Annotated in this window: 13 protein-coding genes, 1 tRNA gene and 1 pseudogene; 11 read left to right on the forward strand and 4 right to left on the reverse strand. The window is 68.8% G+C overall.

Annotated features, from left to right (window positions below):
• The first annotated feature begins 477 nt into the window (after positions 1 to 477).
• From OG871_RS26470 to OG871_RS26485, 4 genes are all read left to right on the forward strand, one after another.
• Entirely contained in the window at positions 478 to 8,049 is a 7,572-nt protein-coding gene (locus tag OG871_RS26470; RefSeq protein WP_371499927.1) for a polymorphic toxin-type HINT domain-containing protein, read from the forward strand.
• Entirely contained in the window at positions 8,046 to 8,555 is a 510-nt protein-coding gene (locus tag OG871_RS26475; RefSeq protein WP_371499929.1) for a hypothetical protein, read from the forward strand. Before OG871_RS26470 ends, OG871_RS26475 begins: the two co-directional genes overlap by 4 nt.
• Before the next feature lie 1,372 nt (positions 8,556 to 9,927).
• Positions 9,928 to 10,191, forward strand: a complete 264-nt coding sequence (locus OG871_RS26480) for a hypothetical protein (RefSeq protein WP_371499931.1) — start codon at positions 9,928 to 9,930, stop codon at positions 10,189 to 10,191.
• A 9-nt stretch (positions 10,192 to 10,200) separates the two neighbouring features.
• Positions 10,201 to 10,608 (forward strand): hypothetical protein, encoded by a 408-nt coding sequence (locus OG871_RS26485; protein ID WP_371499933.1) that lies wholly within the window; start codon positions 10,201 to 10,203, stop codon positions 10,606 to 10,608.
• Between the two features lie 181 nt (positions 10,609 to 10,789).
• Here OG871_RS26485 and OG871_RS26490 read toward each other — a convergent pair.
• Positions 10,790 to 11,080: pseudogene (locus OG871_RS26490) on the reverse strand (tyrosine-type recombinase/integrase); the annotation flags it as partial.
• Positions 11,081 to 11,316: 236 nt separating this feature from the next.
• Here OG871_RS26490 and OG871_RS26495 point away from each other — a divergent pair.
• Together OG871_RS26495 and OG871_RS26500 are read left to right on the forward strand one after the other, a co-directional pair.
• Positions 11,317 to 12,006: a YdcF family protein gene (locus OG871_RS26495; protein WP_371499935.1), complete on the forward strand. Its 690-nt coding sequence runs from the start codon at positions 11,317 to 11,319 to the stop codon at positions 12,004 to 12,006.
• Between the two features lie 67 nt (positions 12,007 to 12,073).
• Entirely contained in the window at positions 12,074 to 12,217 is a 144-nt protein-coding gene (locus OG871_RS26500; RefSeq protein WP_371499937.1) for a hypothetical protein, read from the forward strand.
• A gap of 13 nt (positions 12,218 to 12,230) precedes the next feature.
• Here OG871_RS26500 and OG871_RS26505 read toward each other — a convergent pair whose 3' ends face one another.
• Both OG871_RS26505 and OG871_RS26510 read right to left on the reverse strand, forming a co-directional pair.
• Positions 12,231 to 12,446, reverse strand: coding sequence for a hypothetical protein (locus OG871_RS26505; RefSeq protein WP_371499938.1), 216 nt, complete (start codon positions 12,444 to 12,446; stop codon positions 12,231 to 12,233).
• Positions 12,443 to 12,640: a hypothetical protein gene (locus OG871_RS26510; protein ID WP_371499940.1), complete on the reverse strand. Its 198-nt coding sequence runs from the start codon at positions 12,638 to 12,640 to the stop codon at positions 12,443 to 12,445. Before OG871_RS26510 ends, OG871_RS26505 begins: the two co-directional genes overlap by 4 nt.
• A gap of 158 nt (positions 12,641 to 12,798) precedes the next feature.
• On the opposite strand from OG871_RS26510, the gene OG871_RS26515 reads away from it, so the two are divergent.
• The 4 genes from OG871_RS26515 to OG871_RS26530 all read left to right on the forward strand — a co-directional run bounded on the left by OG871_RS26515 (position 12,799) and on the right by OG871_RS26530 (position 15,340).
• Positions 12,799 to 13,701 carry a Scr1 family TA system antitoxin-like transcriptional regulator gene (locus OG871_RS26515; protein WP_371503436.1) on the forward strand — a complete coding sequence of 301 codons (903 nt, stop codon included), beginning with the start codon at positions 12,799 to 12,801 and terminating at the stop codon, positions 13,699 to 13,701.
• On the forward strand, positions 13,664 to 13,798 hold the full coding sequence (locus OG871_RS26520) for a DUF397 domain-containing protein (protein WP_371499942.1): 135 nt from the start codon (positions 13,664 to 13,666) through the stop codon (positions 13,796 to 13,798). Before OG871_RS26515 ends, OG871_RS26520 begins: the two co-directional genes overlap by 38 nt.
• 107 nt (positions 13,799 to 13,905) lie before the next feature.
• Complete coding sequence (locus OG871_RS26525; RefSeq protein ID WP_371499944.1) at positions 13,906 to 15,123, forward strand: glycoside hydrolase family 3 N-terminal domain-containing protein; 1,218 nt, start codon at positions 13,906 to 13,908, stop codon at positions 15,121 to 15,123.
• Between the two features lie 141 nt (positions 15,124 to 15,264).
• A tRNA-Trp gene (locus OG871_RS26530) sits at positions 15,265 to 15,340 on the forward strand.
• Between the two features lie 18 nt (positions 15,341 to 15,358).
• Here OG871_RS26530 and OG871_RS26535 read toward each other — a convergent pair.
• Positions 15,359 to 16,546: a serpin family protein gene (locus tag OG871_RS26535; RefSeq protein ID WP_371499945.1), complete on the reverse strand. Its 1,188-nt coding sequence runs from the start codon at positions 16,544 to 16,546 to the stop codon at positions 15,359 to 15,361.
• Between the two features lie 101 nt (positions 16,547 to 16,647).
• Here OG871_RS26535 and OG871_RS26540 point away from each other — a divergent pair, with 101 nt between their 5' ends.
• The gene (locus tag OG871_RS26540; RefSeq protein ID WP_371499947.1) at positions 16,648 to 17,307 is read left to right on the forward strand and encodes a class I SAM-dependent methyltransferase; all 660 of its coding nucleotides are present in this window, start codon (positions 16,648 to 16,650) and stop codon (positions 17,305 to 17,307) included.
• Positions 17,308 to 17,354: the final 47 nt, after the last annotated feature.

Here is a 17,354-nt window from a genome sequence, read left to right on the forward strand (position 1 = left end):
CAGCCAGAGCCGGTGCGAAGGAACCGAGTAGAAGACAGGTCAGTGCAAGAGGCACCGTCAGCCCTGGACCTCGAAATCTGCGCCGCCGACGGCTGCTGCCGACACGCGTGTTTACCCCCACAGGACTTCCCTCCAAGAGAAAGTGACAGTCAACAGCCGCGTGACGGAGGTCACATAACCTCCCGGCGGCCGTGGACTGTCTGAATTGGCCCCCATTTGTTCGCGTTCATCCTGCAGGAGTCGCGCAGGTCAAAGCGGCTTGGCCGTGCGAATACGGAGGCTTACGGGAAAGGCTATTGCCGCCCGCAGAAACGTGGCAATACGGTTCTGGCTGACCATGGCCGTGGGTGGTCGCCAACGGCTGATCACCTGGCCCCAGTGCCAATTTGAGTGAGGGTCAGCATGTTTGCAAGGCTACGCAGGTATCGACAAGTCCGAGGCCGCTCTTGGAGCAGACGAGCAACAGCCACGGTCGCGGTGGTCACAGCGTTCTCCCTGACGACCCCGGTGGCCGAGGCCGCCGAGGTCATCGTCGGACCGTTCAAGAACATCGACTACAGCTGGGCGGCCGATCCGCTGCCTGAGCAGCCGAAGGTGCCGGGCCACCCGGCAGACGGTCGGGGGGCCAACTCCGAGACGCGTGTGCCGGCGGGCGCGCGTGAGCTCAGGCAGCATGCGGCTGCCGCGGTCTCATGGCCGAAGGCAACAACGGTCAAGGTCGACATCCCGGCCGGAACATCTGCCAGGAGCCTCGCCGAGGGCGGCAGCGCCGTCGGAGGCAGCCCGGTGGCCAGCATCCGTCCGGCCGCTCCGACGGCAGGGAAGCAAGACGGCTCCCCGGCCGCGAAGTCAGCTCCGGTCTCCTCCGTCGACGTCCAGGTTGCGGACCGTACCCAGGCCCGGTCGGCGAACGTGGACGGCCTGCTCGTCGGCCTGACCCGTGCCGACGGCGAACAGGGCTCCGGCAGCGTCTCGGTCTCCCTCGACTACAGCTCGATCGAGCAGGCCTACGGTGGTGGTTGGGCGTCCCGTCTGCGGCTCGTCTCGATGCCCGGCTGTGCGCTGACGACTCCGCAGATCGCGGCTTGCCGGGCTCAGAAGCCGGTCGAATTCACCAACGATCCTCAGTCCCGGAAGATCTCCGGTACCGTGCCGCTTTCCGGGGCCTCTGCGCAGACGAAGTCGGCCTTCGCCGCGCCGATGCAGACTTCCTCGTCCGGTACTGCCCTGGCAGCGGTGGCCGGTACGGGCGGCTCGCAGGGCGACTACACCGCCACCTCGCTGTCCGCTGCGGGCGCGTGGTCGGCTTCCGCAGCCGGGTCGTTCACGTACAGCTACCCGGTGACGGTGCCCCCGTCGCTCAACGGCGACGGGCCGGCGATCGGGCTGTCGTACGACTCCCAGTCCATCGACGGCGAGACCTCGGCCCGCAATGCACAGTCGTCCTGGATCGGCGACGGCTGGTCGTACAGCCCGGGCTTCATCGAGCGGTCGTACAGGTCCTGCGCGAACTCCGGCATCAAGGACTCCTCGGACCAGTGCTGGGCCGGGTGGAACGCGACCCTCTCGCTGGGGTCGCACTCAGGTCAACTCGTCCGGGACAGCGGCGGCATCTACCATATGCAGGCTGATGACGGGACGAAGGTCGAGCGTCTCACCGGTGCGGCCAACGGTCTCTGGGACGGTGAGTACTTCAAGGTCACCACGACCGACGGCACCGCCTACTACCTGGGCCTGAACCACGCCCCGGGCACAACCACGGACGCGGCGACGAACAGCGCCTGGGGAGCACCGGTCTACCACCCCAACAGCGGGGACCCGTGCTACACCGCCGCCAAGGGCAAGGCCTCGCAGTGCGACAAGCAGCCCGGCTACCGGTTCAACCTCGACTTCGTCGTCGACCCGAACGGCAGCGTCCAGCGCTTCGACTGGGCCAACGAGGCCAACTACTACAACATGGGCTACGGCCAGGTCGCCGCGAGCGGCGCGGGCGGTGCCCTGACGGCATACACCCGCGGCGGATACCTGACGCAGGTCTCCTACGGCTACCAGCTCGCCGATGCCGTCGCCGGTCGGGAGCCGTCCGCCAAGGTGGTCTTCAACACGACGGAGCGCTGCACCACCTCGGACACGGTCTGCCAGTACTCCAACCTGTCCAAGAGCACCGCCACCAACTGGCCGGACTCCCCGTACGACCTGAACTGCCCGGCGACATTCAAGACCTCCGGCACCGGAGACGACGTCTGTCAGGTCGCAGCGCCGACGTTCTGGACGACCCACCGCCTGAAGTCGATCGACACCAAGGTCCGTACCGAGGCGGGTTGGCAGGACGTCGACTCCTATTCGCTGACCCATGTGTTCTCCGACGCCGGCGGCACGATGGACCCTGTCACCGGCAAGACCCAGGATCCGAAGAACGTCGGTGCCCTGCAGGCCGTGATGTGGCTCCAGTCGATCCAGCACACCGGAAAGGACACCTCCGCGGGCGGCAGCGGCAACGTCACACTCGACCCGGTCACCTTCACGGGCATCGAGATGGACAACCGCGTCGACGGCCTCAGCCCGGCCGCGCCGCCGTTGTTCCACCCGCGAATCTCCAGCGTGCAGACCGAGACCGGTGCCTCGATCGCGGTCACCTATCGCGACCCCGAGTGCTCTCGGACCAAGGGCACCATGCCGGCTTCGGCCGACAGCAACACCATGGCCTGCTACCCGGTGTACTGGAACACCCCGGGGGCCAAGGACCCGATCGCGGACTGGTTCAACAAGACCCTCGTCACACAGATCACCAGCAGCGACCGCACCAAGGCCGGCTCCCCCGCTCAGCTCGTCAAGTACGACTACAGCGGTGGCGCCGCCTGGCACCGCGACGACTCCCCACTCACCGACGACCGGTACCGCACCTGGAACGATTTCCGCGGATACCGCACCGTCACCACCACCACGGGCGCCGCACCGGACCCGATCTCCCAGAGCGCGGTCTCCTACCTGCAAGGCATGGACGGGGACTTCAAGGCCGACGGGACCCAGCGCAGCGTCAGACTCGCGAACTCGCTCGGGGAGCAGATCACCGACAGCGCCTGGCTCACGGGTGCCGCACAGGAGAGCCTGTCCTACACCCAGGCCGGCGGCAGCGTCATCGGCAAGTCCCTGATCGACGAGCCCACGGTCGCGACGACGGTGAGCACCCCACGGACGGCCTGGACGTCCCAGGATCCGGCGCCGGCGCATCTGTCGACCCTGCCGGACCTGACTGCGCGTCGGACCCAGGCCGGCTCGTCCCGCTCACTCGGACTGCTGTCGGACGGGACGACCTGGCGTACCGCGCAGAGTCGAACCACGTTCGACAGCCTCGGTCGCCTGTCCCAGGTCGACAGCAAGGGCGATGTCAGCGTCCCCTCGCAGGAGACCTGTACCACCACGTCCTATGCCGCGGTTCCGGCGGGCAATCCGATGATGCTCACGTATCCGAGTGAGACCGTCACGGTTGCCGGGCCGTGTGGCACCGCGCCGGGCAAGGCGACGACGATCAGTCACAACCGCGTCTTCTACGACGGCGACGGTACGATCAGCAATCCCGGGACGATCGGGACGCTGGGCCAGAACGGCACGTCACTCGGCCTGGTGACCTCCAACCAGATCGTCACGGACTACGACCCCGCCGGGGCGCCGCAGTTCCAGACCATCGGTGCGGTGACCTACGACGGCTACGGCCGAGTCGTCAGAAGTCTGGACCTCGGTGGCCTGGCCACCACCACCGCCTACACCCCGGCGGCGGGGACGCTGCCGACCTCGTTCTCCACCACGAACCCGCTCGGATGGACCGGTAGCAGCACCATCGCGCCGGCCCGGGGGCTGGTGACCAAGGCCGTCGACGCCAACGGAAAGGTCACCGAGTCCACCTACGACCCGCTCGGTCGCCGCACGGCGATCTGGACCCCCGGCCGTGACAAGGCCACCCAGACTCCGGATCGGAAGTTCGCCTACAGCGTGCACGGTGCGGGCGACAATCCCGACCCGACCGCGGTCACCACGCAGTCACTCCTCGAGGGCGGGCTCTACAACACCACAGTCACGATCTACGACGGCTTCCTGCAGGCTCGTCAGGGACAGTCGACCCGGGCCGACAACGGCTCCGGGCGTCTGATCTCCTCCACCTTCTACGACTCCCACGGCTGGAACGTCCGCAGCATCGCCCCCTACGTCGACACCACGACGGGGCCTGGCACCACCCTGTGGGCCGAGACCAACCGGACCGGACCCTCCGTCAGTGACATCGTCTACGACGGACAGGGCCGACCCGTGACCGGCATCCTCCGGTCGTTCGCCGACACGCTCTGGCAGTCGGCCACCACCTACAAGGGCGTGGACCGGGTCGACACCACCCCGCCCACCGGTGGCCAGGCAACGACCACCTACACCGACGCACTCGGTCGCACCACATCGACCGTGGCCCGCGACACCACCCCCGACCGGCAACTGGCCGGCGGAACGGCGCTGGCGTCCGGAACCTCCGTCGTCTCCAGGAGCACCCGTCTGTCCATGCAGGCCGACGGCAACCTCGTCCTGACCGGGATCGCCGGCAACCAGGTGCTCTGGTCGTCCGACACGGCCGGCCACCCCGGCGCCGGCGCGAGCGTCACGCCTGACGGCAACCTCGTAGTCCTCGATGTGAACGGCACCACCCAGCTCTGGTCCACCGGCGCGGGCAGCCACCCAGGCGCCTACGTGAAGGTCCAGAGCGACGCCAACCTCGCCCTCTACGACGCGGCCAACGGCCAGCTGTGGTCCACCGGGACCGCCGACAGGGCCACCCCGGCGGACATCACGACCAGCTACACCTACGCCCTTGGTGGCCAACTCGCCACGGTCAAGGACAACGTCGGTAACACCTGGTCCTACACCTACAACGTGCAGGGGCAGCTCACTTCCAAGACGGACCCCGACAGCGGCACGTCCAACACCACGTACGACCAGTACGGCCGGACCGCCACCACGACCGACGGCCGCGGCCAGAGCCTGGCCTACAGCTACGACCTCGCCGGTCGCCGGATCGGCGAGTACTCCGGCACCAGCACGGACGACCAGGCCAAGCTGCTCGCCGACTGGACGTACGACCAGAAGTACAAGGGCCTGCCCGACGCTTCGACCCGCTACAAGGGTGGCAAGGCCGGCAGCGCGTACACCCAGAAGATCGACAGCTACAACACCAACTACCAGGTGACCAGCACCACCACCGTCATCCCGCCGGTGGAAGGAAAGCTGGCCGGTACCTACACCCGAAAGGCTGACCACACCTACGACGTCGGCTGGCTCGCCTCGACCACGTTCGGCACCGAGGGCGGCCTGCCCGCCGAAACGGTCGGCTACGGCTACAACGCGCAGGGCCTTCCCGCAGGACTGGGATCCGACGACACCAAGTACGTCGGCCCGGTGTCCTACAGCCCTCTCGGCCAGGTCCTCCAGACCACCATCGGTATGCCCGGTAAGCAACTGCGCACCGCGCGGACCTATGACCAGGCCACCGGCAGGCCGGCCACCAGCAGGGTCACCCTGCAGACCAACACCGCCAACCCGATCTCCAACACCACCTACGGCTACGACCAGGCCGGTAACCCCACCACCATCTCCGACACCCAGTCCAGCGGCGGCGCCGACCGCATCACGGACACCCAGTGCTTCAGCTACGACGCACAGAACCGCCTGACCACCGCCTGGACGGACACCAAGGGCATAACGGCCGTTGCCGCAGGCCAACTCGCCAAGTGCGTCAGCAACCGGCCGGCGCCGGCCACCATCGGTGGCCCGGCTCCCTACTGGCTGGACTGGCAGTACAACCAGCTCGGTGACCGCACCCAGCAGGTCCAGCACGACATCACCGGCAACCCGGCCAAGAACACCACCCAGACCAGCACCTACCCCGGCGCCGGCACCGCCGTCGCCGCGCAGCCCAACACCGCCACCACCATCAGCACCGCGAATCCCACCACCGGCACCACAACACTGACCCCGCACTACGACCCGGCCGGCTACACCACCAGCCGTGGCACCACCGGAAGCAAGACCGCCAACCAGTCCTTCACCTACAACGAGGAGGGCCGCACCGAAACCGTCACCACCGACGGAACCCCCACCAGCTACCTCTACGACGCCGACGGCGGCCTGCTCATCCAGCGCGGACCCGCCACCAACGTCCTCTACCTGTTCGGGGGCGCCGAGCAACTCACGCTCGACAACACCACGAAGGCGGTCACGGGTCAGCGCTACTACCATGCGCCCGACGGCACCGTGATCGTCCGCTCCGGCAACGGAACGATCAGCTACCAGCCCACCACCGGGCAGGGCACCGCCAATCTTCAGGTCGACGCCGGCACGCTGGCCATCACCCGGCGATCCGTCGACCCGTACGGAAACCCACGAGGAAGCCAGCCCAGTGCCTGGGCCGACAATCGCGGCTACCTTGGCCGGCCCACCGACAGCACCACCGGTCTCAACCTTCTCGGTGCCCGGAACTACGACCCGTCCATCGGCCGCTTCCTCACCGTCGACCCCGTCTTCGAAGCCGGCGACCCCAACCAGATGGGCGGATACACCTACTCGGGCGACAACCCCATCAGCAGCAGTGACCCGACTGGCCTCATCTCCAATCGATTCGACATGAGCGGAGGTGACGCGCCGCCGCCGCAAGGAAACTGGCGGGACACCCTCGGAGGTCTCGTCGACCGCCTCGCCGCGATCGACAATGGGCTGACCGAACTTCTGGTTCCACCACTGGCTCCTATCAAGAAGAGGATTAACTCCCGAGTTTCGGGTGCCGTTGAGAAACGATTCAAGGTCAGGAAGAACACCGCGCAGTACGAGGCTGGGCAGATCCTGGCCGAGGCAGCGACACTCGCTGTAGGCCCGGAGCTCGAGGTCGAAGGCGGGCTCAGCGCTATCGCTCGACGGTTCGCCGGAAAGATTGGATCCAAGCTCAAGGGGCTTCTGAGCAAGGGGGCAGAGGACGGGGGTGGTGCAGCCGAGAGGGTTTTCGATGACAGCCTTCGCCTCGGAAAGTCGGATAAGCCCGCCACGCCTAGAGGCGATGACCCTCACTCAGCCTCCGACCCCTCAGCTCCAGCCGACCCTCCTGCCCAGCCCTCGAGCCCGTCCAGCGGCGCGAGCCGAGGAGGGCGCGAACCGGAGTCAACCACCTGCAGCTTCACCCCCGACACTCTGGTGCTCATGGCAGACGGCACTGGAAAACCCATCGGTGACATCTCCGTCGGTGATCAGGTCCAGGCAGCTGCCCAGGACGACACCGACACCCAGGGTGCCCAGGCCGTGTCGGCGAAGCTCGTCCACACGGACGAGGACCTCGTCGATGTCGCGAGCAAGAACAGCTCGGGCCAGGAATCGACTATCCACACAACGGCACGGCACCCGTTCTGGGACGAAACCACCGGTAGGTGGACGCCCGCAGTGGAGCTCGTCGCGGGCCACCATCTGAAGAGCGATGATGGCACAGCGGTGGAAATCGCCTCGGTGCGCATGGTCCCTGGCGCCAAGGCGATGTATAACCTTACCGTTGCCCGCTATCACACGTACTATGTACTCGCCGGGACGACGCCGGTCCTCGTGCATAACACGTGCGGCGAGCCAGTTGACGTTAACGTTAGCTGGCAGCCAGGAATGCCGAAGGGCCAGTTCAATCTCAAGGCAGCTGCATTGCAGGACCTTAGCGATAGTGGAGTTCTCTTCAAGGCGCCGAACCCGGTCGCGCGCAACACCTCGATCACTAATAACTACAAAGCGAATCTCATTGCTCGCGTATTCGACCAATTCGGTGCTACAAATCCGGAATTTGCGGCAAGTCTGAGGACTCGCATTTTGACGCAGATGAACCCGGATCATGTGTGGGAATTGCAGTTGGGTGGGCCCGATGCCGCGAGCAATCTTCATCTTCTAGAGGCATTTACCAATCAGAATATCGGCAGCCAGATATGGCAGCAGATTCGCACTCTTCCAGACTACACGCCAATTCGAATTAACATCCTGGGGCCTCCGTGATCTCACCTGAACTTGAGCAAGCCGTGGTGGCTGCGCGGGCAGCCGTCCAGCGAGAGCGGGGGTGGTCCATGATGAACTCCGTCCCGAAGGGGGTTCCTGCCCCCTCTGGAATGGAGGCTCCGCCTGAGTATCTGGAACTACTTCGCGTTGCTAACGGTGGAATCTTCGGAAGAATTGTCGTCTTTGATGTCAAGACGGCAGGCAAGATGCAGTTCTATGCGGATGTTATTGAAGGCGTCCCTGTCCGGCTTGGGCGTGAGTCATGGTTCTGCTTTGGGAAGGTGAATGATGACCCACTCTTCATTGATCGCAATGATGGGTCGATCTGGGGTTTTCCTGATATGGGCGTCATCTGGTGGCAGAGCAATGTGTTCGAGCGCCTCTCGGGCAGCCTGGATGACTTTCTCGTAGGGCATGCGTTCGGCCCCGGGTATCGACTCCTGTCGGGGGCTCCAGAAGACGATCAGTGGTGGCGTTTGCTAGTGCATCTGGAACGCGCCGAATAAATGGACAGAGGCCCCGCCGGACCGTATCCGGTGGGGCCTCTGGGCCGTCTGACGGCAGTAGCTGACGGCAACGTCAGCGGACAGGCGCTGCGCAAAGCGCGGGCAGTCGCCGTCGTGAGGCTCAGCGGCGACCTCCGAGAGGTTGTGGAAGCGGCTTTAGCGCAGGTGGGTGCGGCGGGGCTGGCCAGTGAAGTGCCGGGTGAGGGTAGCGAGCTCGACGGCGACGCCGACACAATCATCGTCCCCACCGGCGAGATGCTCTCCGTCCTGCCCGACGAGAAGGCCGGAGTCAGCCAGTCCGTGCGGAGGGCCGGCGGCCGGATCATCGTGTCCAAGCGAGGTGAGGGTCCGACGGCTGAGCCCGGTTTCGCCGCACGCAATGGTGCCGCCTCAGGGCGCAGGAAGCGGGCCTCTCGGCCATCGGCTGTGCCACCGTCCAGTGCGGACATGGCCAGTCCAGTGAACAGCGGTGGCGGGCAGGCCGGTTCAGCAGTTCTTCGAGACGCGGCCCCGGTGGTGACGACCCCGGTGGTGGAGTGCGTCAAAGCTTTCCTTACGAGTTCAAGGCGGCCCGCTTGCGCGGGCCCGCAGGCCGAGCCGCCCCGCGCTTCCTGTCTACGCCCCACCGCGCGACGGCCCGGCCACCTGCGCGCGCAGAGGCGGAGGAAGGGCCGGGCAGGGCCCGGTGATCGCTCGGCAGCAGGCCAACGACGGGGCCAGCCGGGGAAGGCGGGACCAGCCAGCATCCGAGCCGCGTCTCCGGGTTGGTGCTGACCGGAGGGCCGACGGGCTCGCCGTCGGCAGGGCGGCCCAACGCTGACGCGCCATGGCGGCGCTCGGGCGCGGGGCGGGCGGCGACGCGTGCTCTACCCACCTACCCGGTCCGGGGCCCGCGTCGGGCAAGACCAGGGGGCCACTCGGCCAAATTGCGGGCAGGCCCAAAGCCTGCCCGAGATCGCGGGCAAGCTTACGGCCCCCTGACCATGCCCGCCCCCAACCCGAGCAGGACACCGGCCAAAGCCCGCTCCACCGCCCTCGCTGCCACCCACCGCAAAACCCCCAGTGGTGTAGACCTCTGACGGCAAAGGGCCCGGACAACAACGCACTTCCACGCACGTTGATGGACCGGTAGATTGCCGCCCACCTGCGAAAACGCAGCCAGAAGGGGGCCGCCCATCACACGTACTATGTGCTCGCGGGTAGTACGCCGGTCCTGGTGCACAACGCCTGCCCGAACCACCTCGCAGATGTGACGGTTTACGATTCAAAGGGAGTTGCGCGCGGGGCAAATCCTGGCGAAGAGGGTCCGGCCACCTACTACGCGGGCCGTGGGATACCAGCAGAGAGGGCGCAGGGCTCATGGAAGGGTGGCATGGCGACCCACACGGAGGCGCGTGCAACTCGCATCGCCGGATCTCCTTGGCCCTACTGGAAGGCTGGCGACGATCCGCTGCTGGGTCGCGCTCCGGCCACCGAAGGCGATACCTACTACGTTGAAGGACAGTTGGCCCCGTGTAGCTGGTGCCAAGTAGCTATGGAAGAGGCGGCCGCCAACACTGGGACGAACTGGGTCTATACCTGGCTTGACGACAGCGGAGCTCGACAATTCTGGTGGCGTGGACCAAATGGCTTTTAGGAGAGTTAAGTGATCTCGATCGTTGCCCGAGCGGCCGGTGTCGAGGAGGAGCTGCCCCTGCTCCTGGTGGGGATCGCGGAGGCGGAGGACGGAGGCGGACGAGCCTTTCACTTCCAGTGTGATCTCCGGAGGAACGAGTACGAGGAAGGCAGCAACTGGCCTGAGGGTGAAAGCTACTGCGTGTCGAACGAGGGTGGTTTTACTCGATTTGGCTGCGTGAGCGAGATTGAGTCAAAGGGCAACGCAATTAGGGTTGTTTTCACCGGGGGGGCTGTTCGTGACCTTCGCTTGGGAGACTCTGAATATGAGTTTCAGATTGCGAGCAAAGAAGTCGATATGGCGGAGATTCTGCGTGAACTCCGCAGGATTCTGACTTGCGGGCGACCTGAATATCATCCCCGATTTTTGGGGATGTAGCCCAAGATTTATCGGAAGTTCGCAGTCTCTTTGGTTGGATTTCCTATTGCTGCCACCTGTGGGTGCTAGCAGCAAAGTGATGTTCCTGAGACGAGCAAATTGGCGGCCCCACCGGTTTTGCTGCCGGTGGGGCCGCTTTCTGTGTGCTGGGAGGGTCTGGCGCCAGTAGTTGACGGCAACGTCAGCGGACGGGTGCTGCACAAAGCGGTGGGTCGTCGCCGTCGTCGGGCCCGGAGGTGACCTCCGAGGGGTTGCGCAGCGCGCGGCCGAGGAGGTCGATGGCGTCGCGCTGGAGGCGGAGGCGGACGTGGGCGTACACCGTGGCGGTGACGCCGATGTGGGCGTGACCCAACAGCTCCTTGATGACGACGAGTTTGATGCCCTGTTCCAGGTGAGTCGCGGTCGAGCGCCGAAGGTTGTGGAAGCGGATCTGTCGGAGGTGTGCGCGGCGGGGTAGTGCGGTGACTCGACGTATGCGGAATCGGGGAGCCGGTCGGCCGACCCGGCATACTGGAGTCTCCGCAGGTCGGGGCGAACCGGTGCCTTCTCGGTGTCCAGGCCCCCCGGTGCTGCGGAACCCCGTCCCGGCCGGTGCCCCTCGTGGGTGCGGGCCGGGGCGGGTCGACCGCTCTATGCTGCCCGTGACCTGACGAACCGTCGGACGGCGCCCGCGGCGGCCGCTCCGGCCCGGAGGCTGGAGGGGGCGACGTGGCGGACGGCCTGCGGCTCGCGATCACCGAACGACAGTGCGGCGACGCCCGGCTGCTCTGGGACTACCTCCGGCTCGGGCACCCGCCGCGGCCCTGCGACGCGGCGATCGTGCTCGGCAGCCACGACCTCGGGGTGCCCGTCCGGGCCGCCGAGCTGTACCGGCAGGGCCTCGCCCCGGTCCTGGTGTTCAGCGGCGGCGCCAACCGCACCAGGCCGGACCTGTTCCCCCGGGGCGAGGCCGTCCGGTTCGCCGAGCGGGCCCGCGAGCTCGGCGTCCCCGACGAGGCGATCCTGCTGGAACCCACCGCGCGGAACACCGGCGAGAACATCACCCTCTCCCGCCAGGCCCTGGCCGACGCCGGGGGCCGGGCCGTCCGCTCGGTGCTGCTGGTCTCGATGCCCTACATGGAACGGCGCGCGTACGGCACCTGCCGCCGGCTCTGGCCGGAGGCCGAGCCGCTCTGCGCGTCGGAGGCGACCCCGCCGGACGCGTACGCGCGGGCCATCGGCGACCACCGGCTGGTGGTGGAGAAACTGGTCGGCACCCTGCAGCGGGTCGTCGAGTACCCGGCGCGCGGATTCGCCGTCGAGCAGTACGTACCGGGGCCGGTCCGGGCGGCGTACCGGCGGCTGGTCGAGGACGGTTTCACCGGGTGGCTCATCCCGGAGCGCGCGCCCTCCTCCTGACGTTCAACTGCTCTCAATCAGAGCGAATCTGACGGTCCATCGAAAGCGGTGCCGTAGGCTCGCCCGCATGAGGCAACGGATACCGCGCTGGGCGTGGTGGGCGTTCGGGGTCACCGCCGTCATGCTCTACCTGGCCGCCGACTGGGCCGACGGAGTGTTCGAGGACGAGACCGCGGGGGGCCAGCTGGGCTGGTACGAGACCAGCCCCTGACCCCCGGGCCCGGTCACCCCGGGCCCGGGTCGGCGGGAAGCCACCACCGCCTGCACCGGTGGACGAACCCCCGCCCGTGCGGGTGCTCGCGCAGATGGACGAGCACCCAGCGCACCGCTGCCGCCTCGGTCTCGCGCATCCCCGACTCGGCGCCGCAGGGCGTGCCGTCCGCCAGCTCGCCCAGGCAGCCGAACCCGTGCACGGCCACGGAGCGGCAGGCCGGGCTCATCCGGCGTCCCCCTGCTGTGCGAGCCGGACGGCCCCCGGGTCGACGTCCCACTCGTACCCGCCGCCGCGCGGCCGCAGCCACCACCTGCCGTCCTGGACGTCCCGGAACTCGCCCACCCGGCCCGTCCTCGTGTCGACCAGGAGCAGGCCGATCTCCGGTGCGCAGGGAATGCCCGGCTCGTCGGTGTCGTGCATCGTGCCGCCGTCCTTCCGTCGGACCGCTTGCGCGGTCCTTACTTTCCGTACCCCAAGCGTTGCCCAACGGAGCTACCATGCACAGCAGGTCGGGGCTTACGCCTGGCTCCGTAAGGAGAAGTGATCTTTTGGGCAGCGAAGTTGACCCCTCGTCGTCCATGGCCGCGCTCTTCGGCGCCCGCGTCCGCAGACTGCGGCTCGCCGCCGGGCTGACCCAGGCCGAGCTGGGCGAGCGGACCTTCACCCACAGCACCCGCATCAACCAGATCGAACGCACCACCGGCCACCGGCCGACCCTCGACCTGGCCAGGGCGCTCGACACCGCGCTCGGGGCGGACGGCCTGTTCACGGACCTGTGGCAGCACGTGAACCGCGAGAGCTTCCCGGACTGGTCGCGGGCGTTCATGGACCGCGAGGCACGAGCGACGGAGATCCGCACCTACATGGCGCAGACCGTGCACGGACTGCTCCAGACCGGGGCGTACGCGCGCGCGATTCTCAGCATCGGCAAATCCCTGAAGACCGAGGAGCAGTTGGCCGAGCGGCTGAACGCGCGGATGAGCCGACAGGACCGGCTGCGCGGGCCGGGGGCGCCGGAGCTGTGGGTCGTCCTGGACGAGGCGGTCCTGATGCGGCCGGTCGGCGGCGGGGAGGTCATGCGTGAGCAACTGGCGCATCTGCTGGACGTCGCCCGCAGCCCGCTGGTCACACTTCAGGTGCTGCCGTTCGACCAGGGCGAGCACCGGGCGATGGGCGGTTCGCTCACTGTCCTGGTGCTTCCCGATGGAGCGGAAGTCGCCTACACCGAGGGCGCCGACTACGGTCGACTGATCGAGGATCCGGCCGAGGTCGAGCCCTACTCGGTGACCTACGATCGCCTCAGGGCGCACGCCCTGCCGCCCAGCCTGTCGCTCAGCATGATCCGATCCGTGATGGAGGGGACCTACAGTGCTTCCCGATCTGCGCGTCGCCGCTTGGCGCAAGTCCAGCTACAGCAATCAGGAGGGCGGAGAGTGCGTCGAGGTGGCCGACGGCTTTCCGGCGGTGGTGCCCGTGCGTGACAGCAAGGACCCGGACGGTCCGGCGCTGGTCTTTCCGGCTGAGGCGTGGCAGCGGTTCGTGACGGCTGCCGGGCGCGGCGACTTCGGCGGGGTCTGACCCGGCGCGGCCGTCCCCGTTTGCCCCTGCGCGGCGTCTGCCTCGGACGTTCGAATCGTGCTTAACCTACAAAAAGCCCGGTTCGGACGGAACAGAGGGGAGCGGCCGTGTCTTCGCGCCTGCTTGCGGTGGCCGTGGGTCTGCTGATGCTGTCGGCCTGTTCCTCGACTCCGCCCAAGGCGGCCCAGCAGTCGCCGACGGCCGGCACCCAAACGCCCTCGGCCACCTCCCAGGAGCCGACCGTGAGCCCGACGCCCAGCCCGAGCGCCACCCCGAGCCCCACCCCGACGCCGAGCCCCAGCCCGAGCCCGTCCGCCGAGCTGACCGCCGCCCAGCTCGCCGGGCGCCGCGTCGTCTACTCGTACCCCGGGCTGACCCCGCCCACCGCGCTGCTCCAGACGATCCGCGAGGGGCGGGCCGCGGGGGTCGTGTTCTTCGGGGAGAACGTGGCCGGCACGACCCAGCTGAAGGCCGTCGTCGAGCAGCTGCGGGCCGCCCAGCGGCAGAGCCCGGTGAAGGAGCCGCTGCTGCTGATGACCGATCAGGAGGGCGGCAAGATCAAGCGGCTGCCCGGGGCGCCGGTGCCGTCGGCCAAGGAGATCGGCCACTCGGCGGACCCGGCCGCCGCGGCGGCCACCTCGGGCACCGGCGCGGGCAAGAACCTCGCCGGTCTCGGCCTGAACGTCAACCTGGCTCCCGTCCTCGACGTCTACGACAAGCCGGGCAACTTCATCGACGCGACGGGCCGTTCGTACAGCAGCAACCCGAGGACGGTCGCCACCCTCGGCACGGCGTTCATCAACGCCCAGCAGAAGGCCGGGGTGGCGGCCACCGCCAAGCACTTCCCGGGCCTCGGCTCGGCGCCTGCGGGCCAGAACACTGACCTCGGCCCGGTCACCCTGCCGATCTCGCTGAAGATGCTCCGCGACGTGGACGAGGTGCCGTACCCGCCCGCGATCGCCGCCGGGGTCAAGCTGATCATGCTGTCCTGGGCGGTCTACCCCGCGTTGGACCCCACCCGCCCGGCCGGGCTGTCGCCGACCGTCGTCCAGCAGGAACTGCGCGGACGCCTCGGCTACCAGGGCGTCACCATCACCGACGCGATCGAGGCCGGCGCGCTGAACGCCTACGGCAACGCCGGTCAGCGTTCGGTCGCCGCGGCCGGCGCCGGGATGGACCTGCTGCTCTGCTCGGCCCGCAGCGTCGCCCAGGGCGACCAGGCCGCCGCCGCTCTCGCCCAGGCCCTGGACGCCGGGAGCCTCGACCGGGCCGCCTTCACCGCCGCCGCCGACCGGGTCACCGCCCTGCGGGCGAGCCTGCACTGACGGCGCGCGATATTCGTTCGCGCCCGGCGCCCGCCGTTTCCTACGATCGAGGCATCACCAAGCGTTGAGCGCCGGGACGCAAGCGGGACTGTAAACCCCGCTCCCTCAGGGATGGCGAGGTTCGCTTCCTCGGCCACGCAATGGTCCGTAGCTCAGTCGGTAGAGCAGCCGTCTCCAAAGCGGCGTGTCGCAGGTTCGAGTCCTGCCGGGTCAGCCACGTCACCACCGGCGATCATCACCACCGGTCGTCCGGTTCCTCCGGCTGTGCCACCCAGCCGGCCGTGAGGACCAGGCGGGAGGTGCGGTGCACGGCGAGGAAGCCGAACGGCCGGTCGACGGTGAACTCCACCGCGCGGACCAGGTACGGCGGCGGCACGGCCGCGCAACCTACCGCCGCGGCGACCGCCGAGACGGCCGCCGCGCGGAACCCTGCGGCGCTGAACGTGGCCGTGGCGGACTGGGCCGCCGACTGCACGGCCAGCGGGAAGCCCGGGGTGATGCCCGGGAAGTGCCCGCGGCTGTCGTCGGAGGCCGTCGCGAGACCGAAGCAGGCGGCGTCCTCCAGCAGGTTGTGGTGGGCCCCGACGGTGAAACGGGGGGCCCGAGCGGTCAGGGTGGACTTGGTCCCGAAGCTCCGCTGCCGGACCACCCGGACGCCGGGGCCCGGGGTGCCGTACGGCAGTGCCTCGCCGGAGACGCGGGGGTACCGACGGGCCAGGACGTCGATCCCGGCCAAGAGGACGTCCCCCGGGCGGGCCGACTCCTCGCCGAGCAGGAGGTGGACGTCGATGCCGCCGGTGCCGAGGACGCGCAGCTCGGACACCGGGCCCGCCGGCGTCTCGGCGACGGCGAGGCGGTCGAGCAGCCGGGTGGTGCGGACCAGCGCCGCGATCTCGCGGTCGGCCCACGGGCCGCTCTCGGGCCACAGCGATCTCGGGGAGAAGCGCCGGATCCATTCGGTGCGGACGGCGAGGGCGCCGGCCAGTACCAGCGCGGTCTCGTCGTCGACGGTGACCGGGAAGCGGTCGATCTGCCCGTCGGTGTGCCGGGCCGCCCAGGCGTCCAGATGCTGCTGGGTGTCGACCTGGGCGAGCCGCTGGTGGACGTGGGCGGGGAGCCGGGCCGTCCAGGTGGGGGAGACCGCCAGATCGCGGTGGGTCCACAGGCCGATCGCGGCGGCCGTGCCGGGCAGCCGGTCCAGGGCGGTGAGCAGCTCGTGGGCGTGCCGAGCGGCGTTCTCGGCGGGCACCCCGACGGCGTCGGCCAACTCCCGGCGGGCCGGACCCTCGGCGCCGTCCGCGAGCGCGGCGAGCAGCGGCCACAGGCCGGCGGCCGAGAAGACCGTGCCGCTGGCGGTGTCGGCGCTCCGGGCCCAACGGGCCGTCAGCGTGTTGACGGCCCGTACTGCGTAGTCCGACAGCATGTTTCCCCACCTCTGGTGTTCCGATCGGCCGAGACTACGGCCGGTGGGCGGTGCGCCGCCAGGAGATATCCGGTGTCGGTGGCGGCTGCGACGATGGTCCGATGACCGACCCCACCCCCGCCGTCGCCGCGTACTGGGATGCGGCCGCGCCCGCCTTCGACGACGAGCCGGACCATGGCCTGCGAGCCGCTCCGACCCGCGCCGCCTGGGCCCGGCTGCTCGACGCCTGGGCGCCGGCCGGGCCACCGGCCGACGTCCTCGACGTGGGCTGCGGTACCGGCTCGCTGTCGCTGCTGCTGGCCGCCGCCGGGCACCGGGTGACCGGGGTGGACCTGGCCCCGCGGATGCTGGAGCAGGCCCGCGCCAAGCTGGCGGCCGCCGGGCTGCCGGGGCGGTTCCTGGCGGGCGACGCGGCCGCGCCGCCGACCGGCGGGGAGCTGTTCGACCTGGTGCTCTGCCGCCACCTGGTGTGGACGCTGCCGGATCCGGCCGGCGCGCTGCGTGCGTGGGTCGCACGGCTGCGGCCGGGCGGCCGGCTGGTGCTGGTCGAGGGCCGCTGGCGCGAGTCCGGGCAGGCCGGGGTCCCGTACGTGGCGGGGGCCGAGTCGCTGCCGTGGAACGGCGGGGTGACCGCCGCGGATCTGACCGCCGCCGTGCGGCCGTTGGTGCGGGAGCTGCGGATCGAACCGCTCGGTGGTGTCGACGACCTGTGGGGCGGCCCGGTGACGGACGAGCGGTACGCGCTGGTCGCCGGTGTCTGACGGTCCGACAGTTGCATTCCAACGGGTCGGGCCCCCGCCGCGGGGTG

Source organism: Kitasatospora sp. NBC_00374, assembly GCF_041434935.1.
Lineage (GTDB): Bacteria > Actinomycetota > Actinomycetes > Streptomycetales > Streptomycetaceae > Kitasatospora.